Source organism: Streptomyces sp. Go-475 (assembly GCF_003330845.1).
GTDB lineage: Bacteria > Actinomycetota > Actinomycetes > Streptomycetales > Streptomycetaceae > Streptomyces.
The window spans coordinates 7,337,919-7,354,153 of the sequence record NZ_CP026121.1; the positions used below are offsets into that span (position 1 = coordinate 7,337,919).

A 16,235-nucleotide genomic window follows, 5' to 3' on the forward strand; every position below is an offset into this window, starting at 1 on the left:
GCGGGGTGCCGCACACCGCATCCCGCTACCTCGCCGAAGGCCCCCGGGTGGGCATACGCCACTTCACCTACGAGGACGGTGCCGAGTTCACCGCCCGCGCCCGGGAGAGCAAGGACCTGCACCACCCGTGGCTCTTCCCGCCCGACACCGCACAGGCCTACACCGCCTACGCGAGCCGGTTGATCGAGGACCCGTCCAAGGCCGGCTTCCTCGTCTGCGAGAAGTCCGACGGGGCCATCGCCGGGTTCATCAACATCAACAACATCGTCGAGGGCGGCTTCCAGTCCGGCGCGCTGGGCTACGGCGCCTTCGCGCACGCCGCCGGGCGCGGGCTGATGCGCGAAGGGCTGGACCTCGTCGTGCGGTACGCGTTCGGTCCGCTGCGGCTGCACCGGCTGGAGATCAACGTCCAGCCGCTGAACGCCGCGTCGATCGCCCTGGCCCGGGGCTGCGGGTTCCGCCTGGAGGGCTTCTCGCCGAAGATGCTCTTCGTCGACGGCGCCTGGCGCGACCACGAGCGCTGGGCGATCACCGCCGAGATGGTCCGGGAGCCGGGGCGGCGCTGAGACCGGCCCCGGCCGGACTGCGAGACCGGCCGCAATGCCGGGACCGGCCCCGGCCGGAGTCACGGGCGGCGGTCGACGTACTCGTAGACCGACCCGTCCGGGTGCAGCGCGATCAGGTTGCGGCCCGCCGGTGAGGCGATGGGGCCCGCGATGATGTGGGCGCCCAGTTCGGTGAGGACCTTGTGCGTCTCCTCGACGTCCGTCACCGCGATCGTCGCGGCGACCTTGCGCAGCAGCTCCAGCTCGGTCGGGGGACCGCTCATCAGCAGGAAGCAGCCGATCGCCGCCACCTGGACACCGCCCCGTTCGAAGCGCTGGGCCGGGCCGCCCGCCAGCCGCTCGTAGAAGGGGATCGCGGTCTCGAGGTCGTCGACGCAGACGCGCAGTGTGGCACCCAGAATCTCCATGCGGACGAGCCTAGTTGCGTCGACCCGGCCGGGAGATCACTCCACACGATCTCCCCGCGCGCCGGGCACACCGCCCCGGCGTTACGCGGCAGGGGGCGAGGGTACCCGGCCGGGCATGAAGCCGTTGGATCACCTGGAGCATCTGGACAAGCACCTGGTCGACGAGCTGGCACAGGTGGCGCGCGAGACCGTACGGGACGAACTGCGCGAGCAGACCCGCAAGCAGCGCCGCAAGGCCGCGCTGTACGCCGCGTCCGGTGCCCTCGCCCTGTACGCGGGCGCGGCCCTCGCGCTCGCCGTGGGCCTGGCCCTCGCCCTCGGCCTGCCCGACTGGGCCGCGGCGCTGATCACCGCCGTGATCCTGGGAGCGGCGGCGTTCGTGCTGCGCGGCATGGCCCGGCCGTCCCGCCCGGGCGGCGGGCACGCGGCCGGTGGGCGGTTCCCGGGCCGTGGGGAAGCGGGCCAGGCGGCCGCCGGGGGCATGCCGTATCCGCCCGTGCCGCCCGCCCCGCCCGCCGGGGCCGCCCCGGGCACCGTGCCCCCGCGGCCCACGGACGACCCGGACGTACCCCACCACAGGGCGTGATGCCGGGTGCGCACGACAGGGACATCGCACGGGCACGGCCGGGTGGTCGTGGTGACCGGGGCCAGCGGCGGCGTCGGACGGGCCACGGCCCGGGCCTTCGCCGCCCGCGGCGACACGGTCGCCCTGCTCGCCCGTGGGCGCAAGGGACTCGCGGCCGCGGCGGACGACGTGCGCCGCGCGGGCGGCGAGGCGCTCGTCATCGGCGTGGACGTCTCCGACGCCGAGGCCGTCGAGGACGCCGCCCAGCAGGTCGTCGACGCGTACGGCCGCATCGACGTCTGGGTCAACAACGCCTTCACCGGGGTGTTCGCGCCGTTCACGGAGGTCGACCCGGACGAGTTCCGCCGCGTGACCGAGGTGACCTACCTCGGCTATGTGTTCGGCACCCGGGCCGCCCTGCGGCACATGCTGCCGCGCGACCGCGGCACGATCGTGCAGGTCGGCTCCGCGCTCGCCTACCGGGGCATCCCGCTGCAGTCGGCGTACTGCGGCGCCAAGCACGCCATCCAGGGGTTCAACGAGTCGCTGCGCTGCGAGCTGCTGCACGCCCGCAGCGGGGTGCGGACGACGATGGTGCAGCTGCCCGGCCTCAACACCCCGCAGTTCGACTGGGTGCTGAACCGGATGCCGGGCCGGGCCCGGCCCGTCGCGCCCGTGTACCAGCCGGAGGTCGCGGCCCGGGCGGTCGTGCACGCCTCGGCGCACGCGCGGCGCCGGGAGTACTGGGTCGGTGGCTCCACGGCCGCCACGCTCATCGCCAACGCGATCGCCCCCGGGCTGCTGGACCGCTATCTGGCGCGTACGAACTTCGACGCGCAGCAGGACGAGGGCCGGCCCGACGGCCCGGCCAACCTGTGGGCCCCGGCGGACGGACTCCACGGGCAGGACTTCGGGGCGCACGGGCGCTTCGACGACGAGGCCACGGACGACAGCCCACAGCAGTGGGCGTCACGCAACCGGGGCTGGGTGGGCGCGGCCCTCACCGTGGGAGCCGGAGCCCTGGCGGCACGCAGGCTGGTCCGCCGCTGACCTCTGCCTGCGGGACCTCTGCCTGCGGGACCCCTGCTCGCGGCCCGACGACAGGCCCTAGGCGACGCGGTACTCCTCCACCTCCTGCGTGCGCAGGGTGAGTCCGTGGCCCGGCCCCTGGGTGGGGCGGATCGTGCCGCCGGTGGGGTCCAGGGCGCCGTCGAAGAACATGTCCTCGATGCGGACGTGGTCGTGGAACCACTCGATGTGGCGGAGGTTCGGGATCGCGGCGCACGCCGCCGCGTGTGCGTGCGGGGCGCAGTGCGCGGAGACCTCCAGGCCGTGGGCCTGGGCCAGGGCGGCCGCGCGCAGGAACTCGGTCAGGCCGCCACAGCGCGTCGCGTCGACCTGGAGGCAGTCGACCGCCCCGGCCGTGATCATCCGGGCCAAGCAGGGCAGGTCGAAGCCGTACTCCCCGGCCGTCACATCGCACACCACCGCGTCCCGGACCAGCCTGAGGCCCGTCAGGTCGTCGGAGGAGACCGGCTCCTCGAACCACCCCACGCCGTGCTCGGCGAGGACCCGGCCCACCCGCACCGCCTGTTTGCGGGTGTAGGCGCCGTTGGCGTCGACGTACAACTCGGCGTCGTCACCGATGACATGACGAGCGGCCCGCACCCGGTGCAGGTCGCGGGCCACCTCGCGGCCCCACCCCTCGCCGATCTTGATCTTCACGCGCGGGATGTGCTGCCCGTGCACCCAGCCGTTGAGCTGCGCGGCCAGACGCGTGTCGTGATACGTCGTGAAACCCCCGCTGCCGTACACCGGCACCTGCTCCTCGCGCACGCCCAGCAGCCGGGCCAGCGGGAGTTCCAGCAGCCGGGCCTTGAGGTCCCACAGGGCGATGTCCAGCGCCGAGATGGCGCAGGCCGCGATGCCCGGGCGGCCGGCGTTGCGCACCGAGCGGCACATCGCGTCGTGCACGGCCGGGATGTCCAGGGCGTTCATGCCCTCCACGAGCGGGGCGAGCTGCCCGGTGACGACGTCGCCGACCGGCGCCGGCCCGTACGTCCAGCCCGTGCCGGTCTCGTCGCCCGCCGCCACCTCGCAGATCACCACGGTCGTGGAGTCCCAGCGCAGGGTGCCGTCCGCCTCGGGGGCGTCGGTCGGCACCGTGTACACGGAGACGACCGGTCGGTGGAGCAGCATCGCGCCTCCCGTCCCGTCAGACGGCCTGGAGCTGGGGCAGCACCTTCGTGCGGTAGAAGTCGAAGAAGCCGCGCAGGTCCGGTCCGATCTGGTTGACGTAGACCCGGTCGAAGCCCGCGTCGGCGAACCGCTTCAGCTCCTGCACGTGCTCGTCCACGTCGTCGCCGCACACCCGGTTCTCGCGCACCATGTCCTCGGTGACCAGCTGCTGCGCCTGCTCGAAGTGCTTGGGGGAGGGCAGCACCTGACCCAGCTCGCCCGGCAGCTGCTCGTTCGCCCAGAGCCGGTGCACGGTCCGCACGGCCTCGTCCTTGTCCGTGCCGTAGCAGACCTTGGTGCCGCCGCTGACCAGCTTTCCGCCGCCCCCGCCCTTGCGGTACTGCTCGACCATCGTCTCGTCCGGCTGGATCGTGATGTAGCCGTCGCCGACGCGGGAGGCGAGCTGCGTCGCCGCCGGGCCGAAGCCGGAGATGTCGATCGGGATCGGCTCGTCCGGCACGGTGTACAGGCGGGCGTTCTCGACCGTGTAGTGCGGGCCGTGGTGGTTGACCTCCTCGCCGGTGAACAGGCGGCGCATCACCTGGATGGCCTCCTCCAGCATGTCGAGGCGGACGTGGGCCGGCGGCCAGTGGTCTCCCAGGATGTGCTCGTTGAGGGCCTCGCCGGAGCCCACGCCCAGCCGGAAGCGGTTGTCCGTCATCACCGCGCTGGTCGCCGCGGCCTGTGCCACCACCGCCGGGTGCATCCGCACGGTCGGGCACGTCACCGCCGTCTCGATGGGCAGCGACACCGCCTCGGACAGCGCGCCGATCACCGACCACACGAACGGGCTCTGGCCCTGCGCGTCGTTCCACGGGTGGTAGTGGTCCGAGATCCACAGCGCCTGGAAACCGGCCTGCTCGGCCATCCGCGCCTGCTCGATCAGCTCGGCGGGTCCGTACTGCTCGCACGAGAGGAAGTAACCGTACTCGGGCATGGGGAAGTGCCTCCGCGACGTCGGCGGTTCGTAACCCGCACCGAGTACCCGGGCGCGGGGCCGGAAACCGGTGCCGTGCGGGCGGGCGGAGACCGGTGGACGTTTGGGTGCCCTGGCCAGGGGGACGCGGAAGGCTCCCGAGGTACGCGACAGCGCCGGAGGCGAGCGACCGTGAGTCGACCCCGCATCGTGATCGTCGGTGCCGGCTTCGCCGGATACCGCACGGCCCGCACCCTGTCCCGGATGACCCGGGGCCGGGCCCACATCACCCTGCTGAACCCGACCGACTACTTCCTGTATCTGCCCCTGCTGCCCCAGGTCGCCGCCGGCGTGCTGGAGCCGCGCCGGGTCACGGTCTCCCTCTCGGACACGCTGCCGAACGTACGGCTGGTGCTGGGCGAGGCCGACCGGATCGACCTCGACGACCGCACGCTGCGCTACACCGGCCCCGAGGGCGAGGGCGGCACGCTCGCCTACGACCGGCTGGTGCTCGCCGCGGGCAGCGTCAACAAGCTGCTGCCCATCCCGGGTGTCGCCGAGCACGCGCACGGCTTCCGCGGGCTGCCCGAGGCGCTGTACCTGCGCGACCACGTCACCCGGCAGGTGGAGCTCGCGGCCGCCGCCGACGATCCCGAGGAGTGCGCCGCGCGCTGCACGTTCGTCGTGGTCGGCGCCGGCTACACCGGCACCGAGGTCGCCGCGCACGGGCAGATGTTCACCGACGCGCAGGTCCGCAAGCACCCGTTGCGGCGGGGCATGCGGCCGCGCTGGATGCTGCTGGACGTGGCGCCGCGGGTGCTGCCCGAGATGGACGAGAAGCTGTCGGCCACCGCCGACCGGGTACTGCGGGAGCGGGGCGTGGACGTGCGGATGGGCACCTCCGTGAAGGAGGCCACGCACGACGGGGTGGTGCTGACCGACGGCGAGTTCGTCCAGACCCGGACGCTGGTGTGGTGCGTGGGCGTACGCCCCGACCCGCTGGTCGAGTCCCTCGGGCTGCCGATGGAGAAGGGGCGGCTGCTCGTCGACCCCCACCTCCAGGTGCCGGGGCGGCCCGAACTGTTCGCCTGCGGTGACGTGGCCGCGGTGCCGGACCTGGAGAAGCCGGGGAGCTACACGCCGATGACGGCGCAGCACGCCTGGCGGCACGGCAAGGTCGCGGCCGAGAACGTCGCCGCGTCGCTGGGTCTCGGCGGGGCGCGGAAGCCCTACCGCCATCGCGACCTGGGCTTCGTGGTGGACCTGGGCGGTGCGAAGGCCGCCGCCAACCCGCTCGGCGTGCCCCTGTCCGGGGTGCCCGCTGGCGCGGTGACGCGCGGCTACCACCTCGCCGCGATGCCCGGCAACCGCGTCCGGGTCGCCGCCGACTGGCTGCTGGACGCCGTACTGCCGCGCCAGGCCGTGCAGTTGGGGCTCGTGCGGTCCTGGTCCGTGCCGCTGGACACGTCGTCGCCGGAGCTGGCCCGGGTGCCGGGCGGGCCCGAGCGGCGGCAGGAGGCGAGCGCCAGGTCGGGTCCGGGGGCGGCGATCGAGGCCGACACGCGGGACGGGGGGACCGGCACGGGTCCCGACCGGGGCCGGGCCGATGACGAGCCCGCGAAGGGGCAGCCCGGATCCGGCGCGGCGGCCGGTCCGCCGGCCGGGTCCGGGCCCGCTCAGCTGCGCCGCTTCGAGTCGGAGACGGCGAAGGGCCGCCCGGACGAGGGAGCGCCCGGCGACCGCCCCGGCTCCGGATCCGCGGTCCTGCGCCGCTTCGAGTCGGAGGCGGCGAAGGGCCGCCCGGACGAGGGAGCGCCCGGCGACCGCCCCGGCTCCGGATCCGCGGTCCTGCGCCGCTTCGAGTCGGAGGCGGCGAAGGGCCGCCCGGACGAGGGAGCGCCCGGCGACCGCCCCGGCTCCGGATCCGCGGTCCTGCGCCGCTCCGAGTCGGAGGCGGCGAAGGGCCGCCCCGACGCCGGGCCGACTGGGAACCGGCCCGGCGGCGATCCCGCTGAGCCCCTTGAGCCCCTTGAACCCGCGAAGGGGCAGCCGGGCGGTGAGCCCGCGAAGAACCAGCCCGGGGGTGAGCCCGCGAAGAACCAGCCGGGTGGTGAGCCCGCGAGGAACCAGCCCGAGCCCGCCCCGCCGCCCCCGGACACCGGCGCCGCCCCCGGCCCCGTCAAACGAACCGACGCCCCGGACGACTCCGCGAAGGGAGACTCATGAACACCGGTGAACTCACCGACCTCGGACAGCAGCTGCGCGTGGACAGCGTCCGCGCTGCCGCCGCCGCGGGCTCCGGGCATCCGACGTCCTCGATGTCCGCCGCCGACCTGATGGCGGTGCTGCTCGCGAATCACTTCCGCTACGACTTCGACCGCCCGGCCCACCCCGGCAACGACCGCTTCGTGCTGTCCAAGGGACACGCCTCGCCGCTGCTGTACGCCGCGTACAAGGCGGCCGGCGCCATCGACGACGACGAACTGCTCACCTTCCGCAAGCTGGGCAGCCGCCTCGAAGGGCACCCCACCCCGCAGCGCCTGCCGTGGGTCGAGACGGCCACCGGCTCGCTCGGACAGGGCCTGCCCGTCGGCGTCGGCATCGCGCTGGCCGGCAAGCGCCTGGACCGCACCGGCTACCGCGTCTGGGTGCTGTGCGGCGACAGCGAGCTGGCCGAGGGATCCGTGTGGGAGGCCGCCGAGCACGCCGGGTACGAGCACCTGGACAACCTCACCGTGATCGTCGACGTCAACCGGCTCGGCCAGCGCGGCCCGACCCGGCACGGCCACGACCTGGACGCCTACGCCCGCCGCTTCCAGGCCTTCGACTGGCACACCATCGAGGTCGACGGCCACGACGTGGACGCGATCGACCGGGCCTACGGCGAGGCCGCCTCCACCAAGGGCCAGCCCACCGCCATCCTCGCCCGCACCCTCAAGGGCAAGGGCGTCGAGGGCGTCCAGGACCGCGAGGGCCTGCACGGCAAGCCGCTGCCGGAGGCCGAGGACGCGATCGCCGAACTCGGCGGCTCCCGCGACCTCCGCATCCAGGTGCGGGAACCGGCCGCCGCCCGCATGCTGCACTCCGTCCAGACCGGGGACTTCGAGCTCCCCAGCTGGGAGAAGGGCGAGGAGGTCGCCACCCGCAACGCCTTCGGCGAGGCCCTGGCCGCGCTCGGCACCGGCCGCGGCGACATCGTCGCCCTGGACGGCGAGGTCGGCGACTCCACCCGGGCCGAGTTCTTCGCCAAGGAGCACCCCGACCGCTACTTCGAGTGCTACATCGCCGAGCAGCAGCTGGTCGCCTCGGCGGTCGGCCTCGCCGCCCGCGGCTGGGTGCCCTACGCCGCCACCTTCGCGGCCTTCCTGACCCGGGCCCACGACTTCATCCGGATGGCGTCCGTCAGCGGCTCCGGCCTCAACCTCGTCGGCTCCCACGCGGGCGTCGCCATCGGCCAGGACGGCCCCAGCCAGATGGGCCTGGAGGACCTGGCGATGATGCGGGCGGTGCACGGCTCGACCGTGCTGTACCCGTGCGACGCCAACCAGACCGCGCGGCTCGTCGGCACGATGGCCGGCCTGGAGGGCATCCGCTACCTGCGCACCTCCCGCGGCGAGAGCCCGGTGATCTACGGCCCGGACGAGGAGTTCCCCATCGGCGGCAGCAAGGTGCTGCGCTCCTCCGGCGAGGACCGGCTGACGCTCGTGGCGGCGGGCGTCACCGTGCACGAGGCGCTGGCCGCCGCCGACGCCCTGGAGCAGGAGGGCATCCGGGTGCGGGTGATCGACCTGTACTCCGTGAAGCCCGTCGACCGGGCCACCCTGCGCCGGGCCGCCGAGGAGACCGGCTGCCTGGTGACCGTGGAGGACCACCGCCCGGAGGGCGGCCTGGGGGACGCGGTGCTCGACGCCTTCACCGACGGGCGCCCCGTACCGCGCCTGGTGCGGCTCGGCGTCCGGACGATGCCGGGTTCGGCCTCGCCCGACGAGCAGCTGCACGCCGCGGGCATCGACGCCGAGTCCGTCGCGGCGGCCGGACGGCTGCTGGTGGAGGAGGCGGTCGTGCGGTGAGCGGCGGCGACGGCACGCGCAGGGTGCGGGCGGGCCGCCGCACGGTGGAGGTGCACCGGCCGGACAAGGTGCTCTTCCCCGGCGGCGGCGACGCCAAGGAGTACACCAAGGGCGACCTGGTGGACTACCACCGGGCCGTCGCCCCCTTCATACTGCCCCACCTGCGCGGCCGGCCCCTGATGCTGGAGCGGCACCCGGACGGCCTCGACGGGCCCCGGTTCATGCAGAAGAACACCCCGGACCACTACCCGGAGTGGATTCCCCGCGTCGAGCTGGCCAAGGAGGGCGGCACCGTCCGGCACACCGTGTGCGACGACACCGCCACCCTCCTCTACCTGGCCGACCAGGCGAGCATCACCCTGCACCGCTGGCTGTCCCGCGCCGACAGCCCGGACCACCCCGACCGGCTGGTCTTCGACCTCGACCCGGCCGGTGACGATTTCGAGGCCGTGCGCGAGGCCGCCCGGCTGCTGCGGGAACTGCTCGACGAGCTGGAGCTGCCTTCCGCGCTGATGACCACCGGGTCCCGCGGGCTGCACGCGATCGTCCCGCTGACCGGCCGGCACGACTTCGACGAGGTCCGCGCCTTCGCCCGGGACGTCGCCGACACCCTCGCCGACGCCCATCCCGACCGGCTCACCACCGCCGCCCGCAAGAAGGACCGCGGCGACCGGCTCTACCTCGACGTCCAGCGCAACGCCTACGCGCAGACCGCCGTCGCGCCCTTCACCGTCCGGCCCCGGCCGGGCGCCCCCGTGGCCACCCCCATCACCTGGGACCAGCTCGACGACCCGGAGCTGCACGCCCGCCGCTGGACCCTCGCCGACGCCGTCGAGCAGGCCCGGACCAACCCCTGGTCAGGACTGCTGAACCGGGGCCGGGCGCTGGGGCCGGCCCGGCGCCGGCTGCACGCCCTGCGCGGCTGAACCACCCGCGGGCCGCTCCGGGCGGGTGGCAGATGCATGCGTCCGTAGAGGTTTGGCGAACACTCTTGCGGCCACACGGAGGGGGAGGTGGCCATGTCGAACACAAAAAACACGCAAGAGTCACAGAGTTCACAGAAGTCCCAGGACTCTCAGAATACGCACACTTCGGACCACAAGCAGGCGGCCGGCAACCGGCCGAGCCCGATGGAGGTGCTGCGCCAGGCGCGCGGGCAGCTCGCGGAGCTCACCGGCATGGAGGCCGAATCCGTGTCGTCCTTCGAGCAGACGGACGAGGGCTGGTCGCTCGAGGTCGAGGTACTCGAACTCGAGCGCGTGCCCGACACGATGAGCCTGATGGCGAGCTACCAGGTGGAGCTGGACCCCCAGGGTCAGCTCACCGGCTACCGGCGCGTCCGCCGCTACGAACGCGGTCGATCCGACGCGCGCAGGCCCGGCGGCCGCTAGGCCGCCCCACCGGAACCACACCCACACACGAGGAGGAACAGCCGGCATGACTGTCGTACCGGCACAGCAGACCGGCGGCGGAGGCGGCAGCAGCGGTCTCTACGACGTGCTCGAACTCGTTCTGGACAGGGGGCTCGTGATCGACGCGTTCGTTCGAGTGTCCCTGGTCGGTATCGAGATTCTCAAGATCGACGTCCGCGTCGTCGTCGCCAGCGTCGACACCTATCTGCGCTTCGCCGAGGCGTGCAACCGGCTCGACCTGGAGGCCGGGCCGCGCAAGGACCCGGGCCTGCCCGACCTGGTCGGGGAGATGACCGAGTCCGGCGCCCGCGGCAAGTCCAAGGGGGCGCTGTCCGGCGCCGCCGAGACCATCTCCGACGCCTTCAAGCAGGCGCGGAGCGAAGGCTCCGAGCGGGAGACCGAGTCGCGTCCGCGCGCCCGCAAGAGCACGTCGGCCCGCCGTAAGGAGGAGCAGGAGTGAGCACCTACGTCTACGGCATCGCGGCGAGCTCGCACCCCGGGCTCCCCGAGGGCATGGGCGGCGTCGGTGACCCGCCCCGCCCGGTGCGCATCCTGCGGGAGGGTGACCTGGCGGCCGTCGTCAGCGAGGCCCCCGAGGGGCTGCGGCCCAAGCGCAAGGACCTGCTCGCCCACCAGAACGTGCTCAGCGAGGCGGGCGCGGCCGGCTGCGTGCTGCCCATGCGGTTCGGCAGCGTCGCCCCGGACGACAAGTCGATCACCGGGGTGCTCGCCGAGCGCGCCGAGCACTACAAGGAGCGCCTGCGGGCCCTGGACGGCCGGGTCGAGTACAACGTCAAGGCCAACCACGTGGAAGAGGCCGTCCTGCACCAGGTGATGGCCGAGAACCCGGAGATCCGGGGTCTCGCGGAGGCCAACCGGCAGGCCGGCGGCGGCAGTTACGACGACAAGATCCGGCTCGGCGAGATGGTCGCGGCCGCCGTCAAGGCCCGGGAGGCCGACGACGCCGCCGCGCTCCAGAGCATCCTGGAACCCGCCGCCGAGGCGGTGAGCGTGGGCCCCGAGTCCACCGGCTGGCTGGCCAACGTGTCGTTCCTGGTGGACCGGGAGTCGGCCGAGAACTTCCTGGCCGCGGTGGAGCAGGCCCGCAAGGACCTGCCGCACCTGGAGGTGCGGGTCAACGGCCCGCTGCCCCCCTACAGCTTCGTCGAGCCCGGCCCGGCCGAGCCCGCGGGCACCGCGGCGAGTGGCACGGACACCGGAGCGGGGTGACGACGTGGGCCTGATCTCGGAGGTGCTGCTGCTGCCGTTCGCACCGGTGCGCGGCAGCGCCTGGGCCATCAGACAGGTGCTCCAGGAGGCCGAGCGGATCTACTACGACCCCGCCACGGTCCGGGCCGAACTGTCCCGTCTGGAGGAGCAGTTGGAGGCCGGAGAGATCACGGAGGAGGAGTTCGACCGCCTCGAGGACGAACTCCTCGACCGGCTGGAGATCGCGTCGCGCGGGAGCGCGGGAACAGGCAACGGGACAACACCATGAACCGAGTGGGACTGGGTCTCGCCATAGGGGCCGGATACCTCCTGGGACGGACCAAGAAGCTGAAGATGGCGATGGCCGTCGGCGGCCTGGTCGCCGGGAAGAAGCTGAACCTGAGCCCGCGCATGGTCGCGGAGCTGCTCCAGCAGCAGCTGCGGAACAATCCGCAGTTCAAGGAGATCGGGGACCAGCTGCGCGAGGACCTGCGCGGCGTCGGCAAGGCGGCCTCCGGGGCCATGGTCGAGCGGCAGATGGACGCCCTCGCCGACCGGCTGCACGGTCGCACCGCCCAGGTGCGCGACCAGTTGACGGGCGTGGTGCCCGGCGGCAAGGACGAGGACGCCGAGGACGCCGAGTACGAGGACGAGGAGCCGGAGGGCTCCGGAGCCGACGAGGGCGAGGAGCCGCCCGAGGCGCGGGAGCCCGAGGACTCCGCTCCTGACGAGGGCGACGACGAGGACGGGGAACCGGAGGCGAGGAAGGCCCCGGCCAAGAAGGCGCCCGCCAAGAAGCCGGCGCGCAAGGCCCCGGCGAAGAAGGCCGCCGCCAAGAAGGCCCCGGCGAAGAAGGCGGCGGGCCGGAAGGCCGCGGCGAAGAAGACGGCCGCCAAGAAGGCGACCGCCGGGAACAGGGGCGGCAGTGCCCGCTCCCGGCTGCCGAAGGGAGGCGGTGAGGGATGACCGACACGCTCGGAACAGGTACCTCCGCCGCGAAGGGAGCGGCGAAGAACCCGCTCACCGACCTGGCGCACAGCGAGGCCGCCGACCGGCTCAAGGCCGAAGTCCAGGAATACCTCGCCGCCCAGGCCACGCGCATGCTGACCGGAGTGGGCCGCAAGCTCGGCGAGACCACCGGCAAGCTGAACGACATCGCCGAGGGCAACAGCCCCGGGTTCGCCAAGCTCGCCCTCGACGGCGGGCGCAAGCTCGCCGAGGGCAAGGGGCCGCTGCGCTCAGCACTGGAGACCGGCGGCTCGCACCTCAAGGACAAGGTCACCGGCGCCCTCAAGGGCCTGGGCGGCAAGGGCAAGGGCAAGGGCCGTTCCGGCAACAAGCCCACCGTCATCATCGAGCACATCGACGTCGGCGTGCCGCTGCGCACCGCGTACGACCAGTGGACCCAGTACCAGGACTTCAGCACCTTCGCGAAGGGCGTCAAGAGCGCGAGCCGCGCCGACGACACCACCTCCGACTGGCAGGCGAAGATCTGGTGGTCCAACCGCAGCTGGAAGGCGACGACGACCGAGCAGGTCCCCGACGACCGCATCGTCTGGACCTCCGAGGGCGCCAAGGGCTCCACGAAGGGCGTCGTCTCCTTCCACCGGCTCGCCGACAACCTCACCCGGGTCCTGCTGGTCATCGAGTACTACCCCTCCGGCTTCTTCGAGAAGACCGGCAACATCTGGCGCGCCCAGGGCCGCCGGGCCCGGCTCGACCTGAAGAACTTCGCCCGCTTCATCACGATCAAGGGCGAGGCGGAGGACGGCTGGCGCGGCGAGATCCGCGACGGCGAGGTCGTCCGCAGCCACGACGACGCCGTCGCCGAGGAGGAGTCCGGGGAGGAGTCCGAGGAGCGCCCCGAGGACGAGGAGCCGGAGGACGCCTACGAGGACGAGGAAGCCGAGGAGGAGGAAGGCGAGGACGAGCCCGAGGGCGCGTACGAGGACGAGGAAGAGGCCGAGGCCGACTACGACGAGGAGGCCGAAGGCGACGAAGAGCCCGAGGACGAGGAGCCCGAGGGCGAGTACGAGGACGACGAATACGAAGACGAGTACGCCGAGAGCGGGGGCCGGCGATGACGACGCCCCACCGGATGCCCGAACCCTACGGCCAGGGAGGCGGCGCCAACCTCGCCGACATCCTGGAACGGGTGCTCGACAAGGGCATCGTCATCGCGGGCGACATCCGCATCAACCTGCTCGACATCGAACTGCTCACCATCAAACTGCGGCTGATCGTCGCCTCGGTGGACAAGGCGAAGGAGATGGGCATCGACTGGTGGGAGACCGACCCGGCCCTGTCCTCGCGGGCCCGCCGCGACGAACTGGCCCGTGAGAACGCCGAGTTGCGCGAGAGGCTGGCCCGGCTGGAGGAACTGGAGCCCGGCCGCGCGGAGAAGAAGGAGGCACCGTGACCGGACTGCGGTACGTCTACGCCGTCTGCCGCCCCTTCGGCACACCGCTCCAGGCCCAGCTGACGGGGGTGGCCGGCGATCCGCCCAGAGCGCTGACCCACCACGGCCTCGTCGCCGTGGTCAGCCACGTGCCGGAGCGGGACTTCGCGGAGGAACCGCTCCGCGCCCATCTGGAGGACCTGGACTGGCTCACCGAGACGGCCCGGGCCCACCAGGGCGTGATCGACGCGCTCACCACCGTCACGACCCCGCTGCCGCTGCGGCTCGGCACCGTCTTCCGGGACGACAGCGGCGTACGGACGATGATCGAGGCGCGCGAGGAGGACTTCCGGCGCACCCTCGACCGGCTGGAGGGCCGCGTCGAGTGGGGCGTCAAGGTGTACGCCGAGTCCGAACCGCAGGAGAGTCCCCGGCCCGTGCAGAAGGCCACCTCGGGCCGGGACTACCTGCGACAGCGGCGTATGCAGACCCGGTCGCACGAGGAGATGTGGCAGAAGGCCGAGAATTTCTCGACCCGGCTGCACGAGCAGCTTTCCGCATTCGCGGAGGATTCCCGGCTGCATCCCCCGCAGAATCCCGCACTGTCCAAGGCGACCGGGCGGAACGTACTGAATGCCGCCTATCTCGTGCCGCGCGCGCATTCCGAGGAATTCGTGGAGATGGTGGACCGCACGAAGGGCGAGGTGCCCGGAATGCGGGTCGAACTCACCGGGCCCTGGGCCGCCTATTCGTTCGCCGGGGAGGACGCATGACCGACGGGGAGAAGCCGTGACCGTAGTGGAACGCCGTGAGGTCGCCCTCGTGGACCTGCTCGACCGGCTGCTCGCCGGCGGCGTCGTGATCACGGGGGACATCACCCTGCGCATCGCCGACGTCGACCTCGTCCGCATCGACCTCAACGCGCTCATCAGCTCGGTGAACGCCCAGGTGCCCTCCCCGTTCGAGGAGTTGCTGTGACGTCCCCCGACCACCACCGGCCCGAGCCCCGGCCGCACCGCAACCGGCTGGACCTCGAGCCCGACACCGTCGAGCGCGACCTGGTCAAACTCGTGCTGACCGTCGTGGAACTGCTGCGCCAGCTCATGGAGCGCCAGGCGCTGCGCCGGTTCGACGTGGGGGACCTCAGCGAGGACCAGGAGGAGCGGATCGGGCTCACCCTGATGCTGCTGGAGGAGCGCATGGCGGAGCTGCGCGACCGCTACGGACTGCGGCCCGAGGACCTCAACCTGGACCTCGGGCCGCTCGGACCGCTGCTTCCCCGGGACTGATGCAGTCCCGGGGAAGCGGGGGGGGGGGATTATTTACCGCCGGTGAGGCGGCTCATTCACCACCTGTACCAACGGCCCCGGCCGCCGGCTGCCGACGTACCACGGACGAAGAATCCCAGCAGCCACAGGACGAGAACCGCCAGCGCGATCCACCAGAGTACCTTTACTGCAAATCCGGCGCCGAACAGAACCAAGGCCAGAAGCAGCACCAGCAGGATGGGAACCATAATTCGAACCTCCTGCTTTCAGAGTGTCCCGGAAATCGGGTTTCAGGCTTCCTTTCGGCAGAGAATTTCTCCGTGCAGGACGCTGAACCAGCCGTCCTCCCGTTTCCCCCACTCCCGCCAGGCGTCGGCCACGGCCCGCAGCTCCGCCTCGCTCGCGTGCCCGCCCTGCCGGGCCCGGTCCGCGTACGTCGACGCCAGCGTGCGGTCGGCCCACAGCCCGCTCCACCACGCCCGCTCCTCGCGCGAGGCGAAGGTCCAGGTGCCGGCGGTCGCCGTGACGTCGGTCAGGCCGGCCCGCAGCGCCCAGGCCTTCAGCCGGCGTCCGGCGTCCGGCTCGCCGCCGTTGGCGCGGGCGACCCGGCGGTAGAGGTCCAGCCAGTGGTCGAGCCCCGCGGACGCCGGGTACCAGGTCATGGCCTCGTAGTCGGCGTCCCGCACGGCGACGATGCCGCCGGGCCGGACGACCCGCCGCATCTCCCGCAGCGCCCGCACGGGGTCCCCCACGTGCTGGAGCACCTGATGGGCGTGGACGACGCAGAACGTGTCGTCGGGGTAGTCCAGGGCGTGCACGTCGGCGACCGCGAAATCGACGTTGGCCAGTCCCCGTCCGGCCGCCGTGGCCCGGGCCTGCTCCAGGATCTCCGGCACCCGGTCGACACCGGTGACGTGCCCGTCCGGTACGAGCGCCGCCAGGTCGGCGGTGATGGTGCCCGGACCGCAGCCGATGTCCAGGACCTTCATGTGGGGCTTGAGCGAAGGCAGCAGGTACGCGGCCGAGTTGGCGGCGGTGCGCCAGGTGTGCGAGCGCAGTACGGACTCGTGGTGCCCGTGGGTGTAGACGGCGGTCTCCCGTGGTTCCGGCATGGCGGATCCCACCCCTTCCGTTCCGGTCGGCATGAGATCACCGTACGCAGGTCGACCGAATAATGAGACCCGCG

At 72.8% G+C, this 16,235-nt stretch carries 21 protein-coding genes; 16 read left to right on the plus strand and 5 right to left on the minus strand.

All coding sequences use genetic code 11. The features are described from left to right. Positions 1 to 5: 5 nt before the first annotated feature. Positions 6 to 566 carry a GNAT family protein gene (locus tag C1703_RS33365; RefSeq protein WP_114256326.1) on the plus strand — a complete coding sequence of 187 codons (561 nt, stop codon included), beginning with the start codon at positions 6 to 8 and terminating at the stop codon, positions 564 to 566. Positions 567 to 625: 59 nt separating this feature from the next. Here C1703_RS33365 and C1703_RS33370 read toward each other — a convergent pair whose 3' ends face one another. Further along, complete coding sequence (locus tag C1703_RS33370) at positions 626 to 973, minus strand: glyoxalase/bleomycin resistance/dioxygenase family protein (protein ID WP_031118227.1); 348 nt, start codon at positions 971 to 973, stop codon at positions 626 to 628. A 115-nt stretch (positions 974 to 1,088) separates the two neighbouring features. Between C1703_RS33370 and C1703_RS33375 the strand changes: the two genes are divergently transcribed. Both C1703_RS33375 and C1703_RS33380 read left to right on the plus strand, forming a co-directional pair. After that, positions 1,089 to 1,559, plus strand: a complete 471-nt coding sequence (locus C1703_RS33375; RefSeq protein WP_114256327.1) for a phage holin family protein — start codon at positions 1,089 to 1,091, stop codon at positions 1,557 to 1,559. A 6-nt stretch (positions 1,560 to 1,565) separates the two neighbouring features. Next, complete coding sequence (locus tag C1703_RS33380) at positions 1,566 to 2,588, plus strand: SDR family oxidoreductase (RefSeq protein WP_114256328.1); 1,023 nt, start codon at positions 1,566 to 1,568, stop codon at positions 2,586 to 2,588. Positions 2,589 to 2,645: 57 nt separating this feature from the next. Here the strand turns inward: C1703_RS33380 and C1703_RS33385 are convergent, their stop codons facing one another. Further along, entirely contained in the window at positions 2,646 to 3,737 is a 1,092-nt protein-coding gene (locus C1703_RS33385) for an enolase C-terminal domain-like protein (RefSeq protein WP_114256329.1), read from the minus strand. A 16-nt stretch (positions 3,738 to 3,753) separates the two neighbouring features. After that, positions 3,754 to 4,713 carry an LLM class F420-dependent oxidoreductase gene (locus tag C1703_RS33390; protein WP_114256330.1) on the minus strand — a complete coding sequence of 320 codons (960 nt, stop codon included), beginning with the start codon at positions 4,711 to 4,713 and terminating at the stop codon, positions 3,754 to 3,756. A 171-nt stretch (positions 4,714 to 4,884) separates the two neighbouring features. On the opposite strand from C1703_RS33390, the gene C1703_RS33395 reads away from it, so the two are divergent. The 13 genes from C1703_RS33395 (at position 4,885) to C1703_RS33455 (ending at position 15,070) form a co-directional block, all read left to right on the plus strand. Continuing rightward, a complete protein-coding gene (locus C1703_RS33395; protein WP_114256331.1) occupies positions 4,885 to 6,918 on the plus strand; it encodes an FAD-dependent oxidoreductase in 2,034 nt (677 codons plus the stop codon). After that, the gene (locus C1703_RS33400) at positions 6,915 to 8,762 is read left to right on the plus strand and encodes a transketolase (RefSeq protein ID WP_114256332.1); all 1,848 of its coding nucleotides are present in this window, start codon (positions 6,915 to 6,917) and stop codon (positions 8,760 to 8,762) included. Before C1703_RS33395 ends, C1703_RS33400 begins: the two co-directional genes overlap by 4 nt. After that, positions 8,759 to 9,688 (plus strand): non-homologous end-joining DNA ligase, encoded by a 930-nt coding sequence (gene ligD, locus C1703_RS33405; protein WP_114256333.1) that lies wholly within the window; start codon positions 8,759 to 8,761, stop codon positions 9,686 to 9,688. The genes C1703_RS33400 and ligD overlap by 4 nt, the downstream gene beginning before the upstream one ends. A gap of 93 nt (positions 9,689 to 9,781) precedes the next feature. Further along, positions 9,782 to 10,153: a gas vesicle protein gene (locus tag C1703_RS33410; RefSeq protein ID WP_114257716.1), complete on the plus strand. Its 372-nt coding sequence runs from the start codon at positions 9,782 to 9,784 to the stop codon at positions 10,151 to 10,153. 46 nt (positions 10,154 to 10,199) lie between these two features. After that, complete coding sequence (locus C1703_RS33415) at positions 10,200 to 10,634, plus strand: gas vesicle structural protein GvpA (protein ID WP_114256334.1); 435 nt, start codon at positions 10,200 to 10,202, stop codon at positions 10,632 to 10,634. Then, entirely contained in the window at positions 10,631 to 11,404 is a 774-nt protein-coding gene (locus C1703_RS33420) for a GvpL/GvpF family gas vesicle protein (RefSeq protein WP_114256335.1), read from the plus strand. Before C1703_RS33415 ends, C1703_RS33420 begins: the two co-directional genes overlap by 4 nt. 4 nt (positions 11,405 to 11,408) lie before the next feature. Continuing rightward, the gene (locus C1703_RS33425; RefSeq protein ID WP_114256336.1) at positions 11,409 to 11,672 is read left to right on the plus strand and encodes a gas vesicle protein GvpG; all 264 of its coding nucleotides are present in this window, start codon (positions 11,409 to 11,411) and stop codon (positions 11,670 to 11,672) included. Then, positions 11,669 to 12,349 (plus strand): DNA primase, encoded by a 681-nt coding sequence (locus C1703_RS33430; RefSeq protein ID WP_114256337.1) that lies wholly within the window; start codon positions 11,669 to 11,671, stop codon positions 12,347 to 12,349. Before C1703_RS33425 ends, C1703_RS33430 begins: the two co-directional genes overlap by 4 nt. Then, the gene (locus C1703_RS33435; protein WP_114256338.1) at positions 12,346 to 13,467 is read left to right on the plus strand and encodes an SRPBCC family protein; all 1,122 of its coding nucleotides are present in this window, start codon (positions 12,346 to 12,348) and stop codon (positions 13,465 to 13,467) included. Before C1703_RS33430 ends, C1703_RS33435 begins: the two co-directional genes overlap by 4 nt. Next, positions 13,464 to 13,802, plus strand: a complete 339-nt coding sequence (locus C1703_RS33440) for a gas vesicle protein (protein ID WP_114256339.1) — start codon at positions 13,464 to 13,466, stop codon at positions 13,800 to 13,802. The genes C1703_RS33435 and C1703_RS33440 overlap by 4 nt, the downstream gene beginning before the upstream one ends. Further along, entirely contained in the window at positions 13,799 to 14,554 is a 756-nt protein-coding gene (locus C1703_RS33445) for a GvpL/GvpF family gas vesicle protein (RefSeq protein ID WP_114256340.1), read from the plus strand. Before C1703_RS33440 ends, C1703_RS33445 begins: the two co-directional genes overlap by 4 nt. A 16-nt stretch (positions 14,555 to 14,570) precedes the next feature. Next, positions 14,571 to 14,759, plus strand: a complete 189-nt coding sequence (locus C1703_RS33450) for a gas vesicle protein (RefSeq protein WP_003994122.1) — start codon at positions 14,571 to 14,573, stop codon at positions 14,757 to 14,759. Next, positions 14,756 to 15,070: a gas vesicle protein K gene (locus C1703_RS33455; protein WP_114256341.1), complete on the plus strand. Its 315-nt coding sequence runs from the start codon at positions 14,756 to 14,758 to the stop codon at positions 15,068 to 15,070. Before C1703_RS33450 ends, C1703_RS33455 begins: the two co-directional genes overlap by 4 nt. Before the next feature lie 56 nt (positions 15,071 to 15,126). On the opposite strand, the gene C1703_RS33460 is transcribed toward C1703_RS33455, so the two are convergent. Further along, the gene (locus C1703_RS33460; RefSeq protein WP_020270859.1) at positions 15,127 to 15,297 is read right to left on the minus strand and encodes a hypothetical protein; all 171 of its coding nucleotides are present in this window, start codon (positions 15,295 to 15,297) and stop codon (positions 15,127 to 15,129) included. A 42-nt stretch (positions 15,298 to 15,339) separates the two neighbouring features. Then, positions 15,340 to 16,161, minus strand: coding sequence for a class I SAM-dependent methyltransferase (locus C1703_RS33465; RefSeq protein ID WP_114256342.1), 822 nt, complete (start codon positions 16,159 to 16,161; stop codon positions 15,340 to 15,342). Positions 16,162 to 16,235: the final 74 nt, after the last annotated feature.

What these genes read in the sequence shown, in the direction of transcription:
- C1703_RS33370 (WP_031118227.1), bottom strand. Translation starts at nt 973, where the DNA reads ATGGAGATTCTGGGTGCCACACTGCGCGTCTGCGTCGACGACCTCGAG.
- C1703_RS33375 (WP_114256327.1), top strand. Translation starts at nt 1,089, where the DNA reads ATGAAGCCGTTGGATCACCTGGAGCATCTGGACAAGCACCTGGTCGAC.
- C1703_RS33385 (WP_114256329.1), bottom strand. Translation starts at nt 3,737, where the DNA reads ATGCTGCTCCACCGACCGGTCGTCTCCGTGTACACGGTGCCGACCGAC.
- C1703_RS33390 (WP_114256330.1), bottom strand. Translation starts at nt 4,713, where the DNA reads ATGCCCGAGTACGGTTACTTCCTCTCGTGCGAGCAGTACGGACCCGCC.
- C1703_RS33400 (WP_114256332.1), top strand. Translation starts at nt 6,915, where the DNA reads ATGAACACCGGTGAACTCACCGACCTCGGACAGCAGCTGCGCGTGGAC.
- C1703_RS33410 (WP_114257716.1), top strand. Translation starts at nt 9,782, where the DNA reads ATGTCGAACACAAAAAACACGCAAGAGTCACAGAGTTCACAGAAGTCC.
- C1703_RS33415 (WP_114256334.1), top strand. Translation starts at nt 10,200, where the DNA reads ATGACTGTCGTACCGGCACAGCAGACCGGCGGCGGAGGCGGCAGCAGC.
- C1703_RS33430 (WP_114256337.1), top strand. Translation starts at nt 11,669, where the DNA reads ATGAACCGAGTGGGACTGGGTCTCGCCATAGGGGCCGGATACCTCCTG.
- C1703_RS33435 (WP_114256338.1), top strand. Translation starts at nt 12,346, where the DNA reads ATGACCGACACGCTCGGAACAGGTACCTCCGCCGCGAAGGGAGCGGCG.
- C1703_RS33440 (WP_114256339.1), top strand. Translation starts at nt 13,464, where the DNA reads ATGACGACGCCCCACCGGATGCCCGAACCCTACGGCCAGGGAGGCGGC.
- C1703_RS33460 (WP_020270859.1), bottom strand. Translation starts at nt 15,297, where the DNA reads ATGGTTCCCATCCTGCTGGTGCTGCTTCTGGCCTTGGTTCTGTTCGGC.
- C1703_RS33465 (WP_114256342.1), bottom strand. Translation starts at nt 16,161, where the DNA reads ATGCCGGAACCACGGGAGACCGCCGTCTACACCCACGGGCACCACGAG.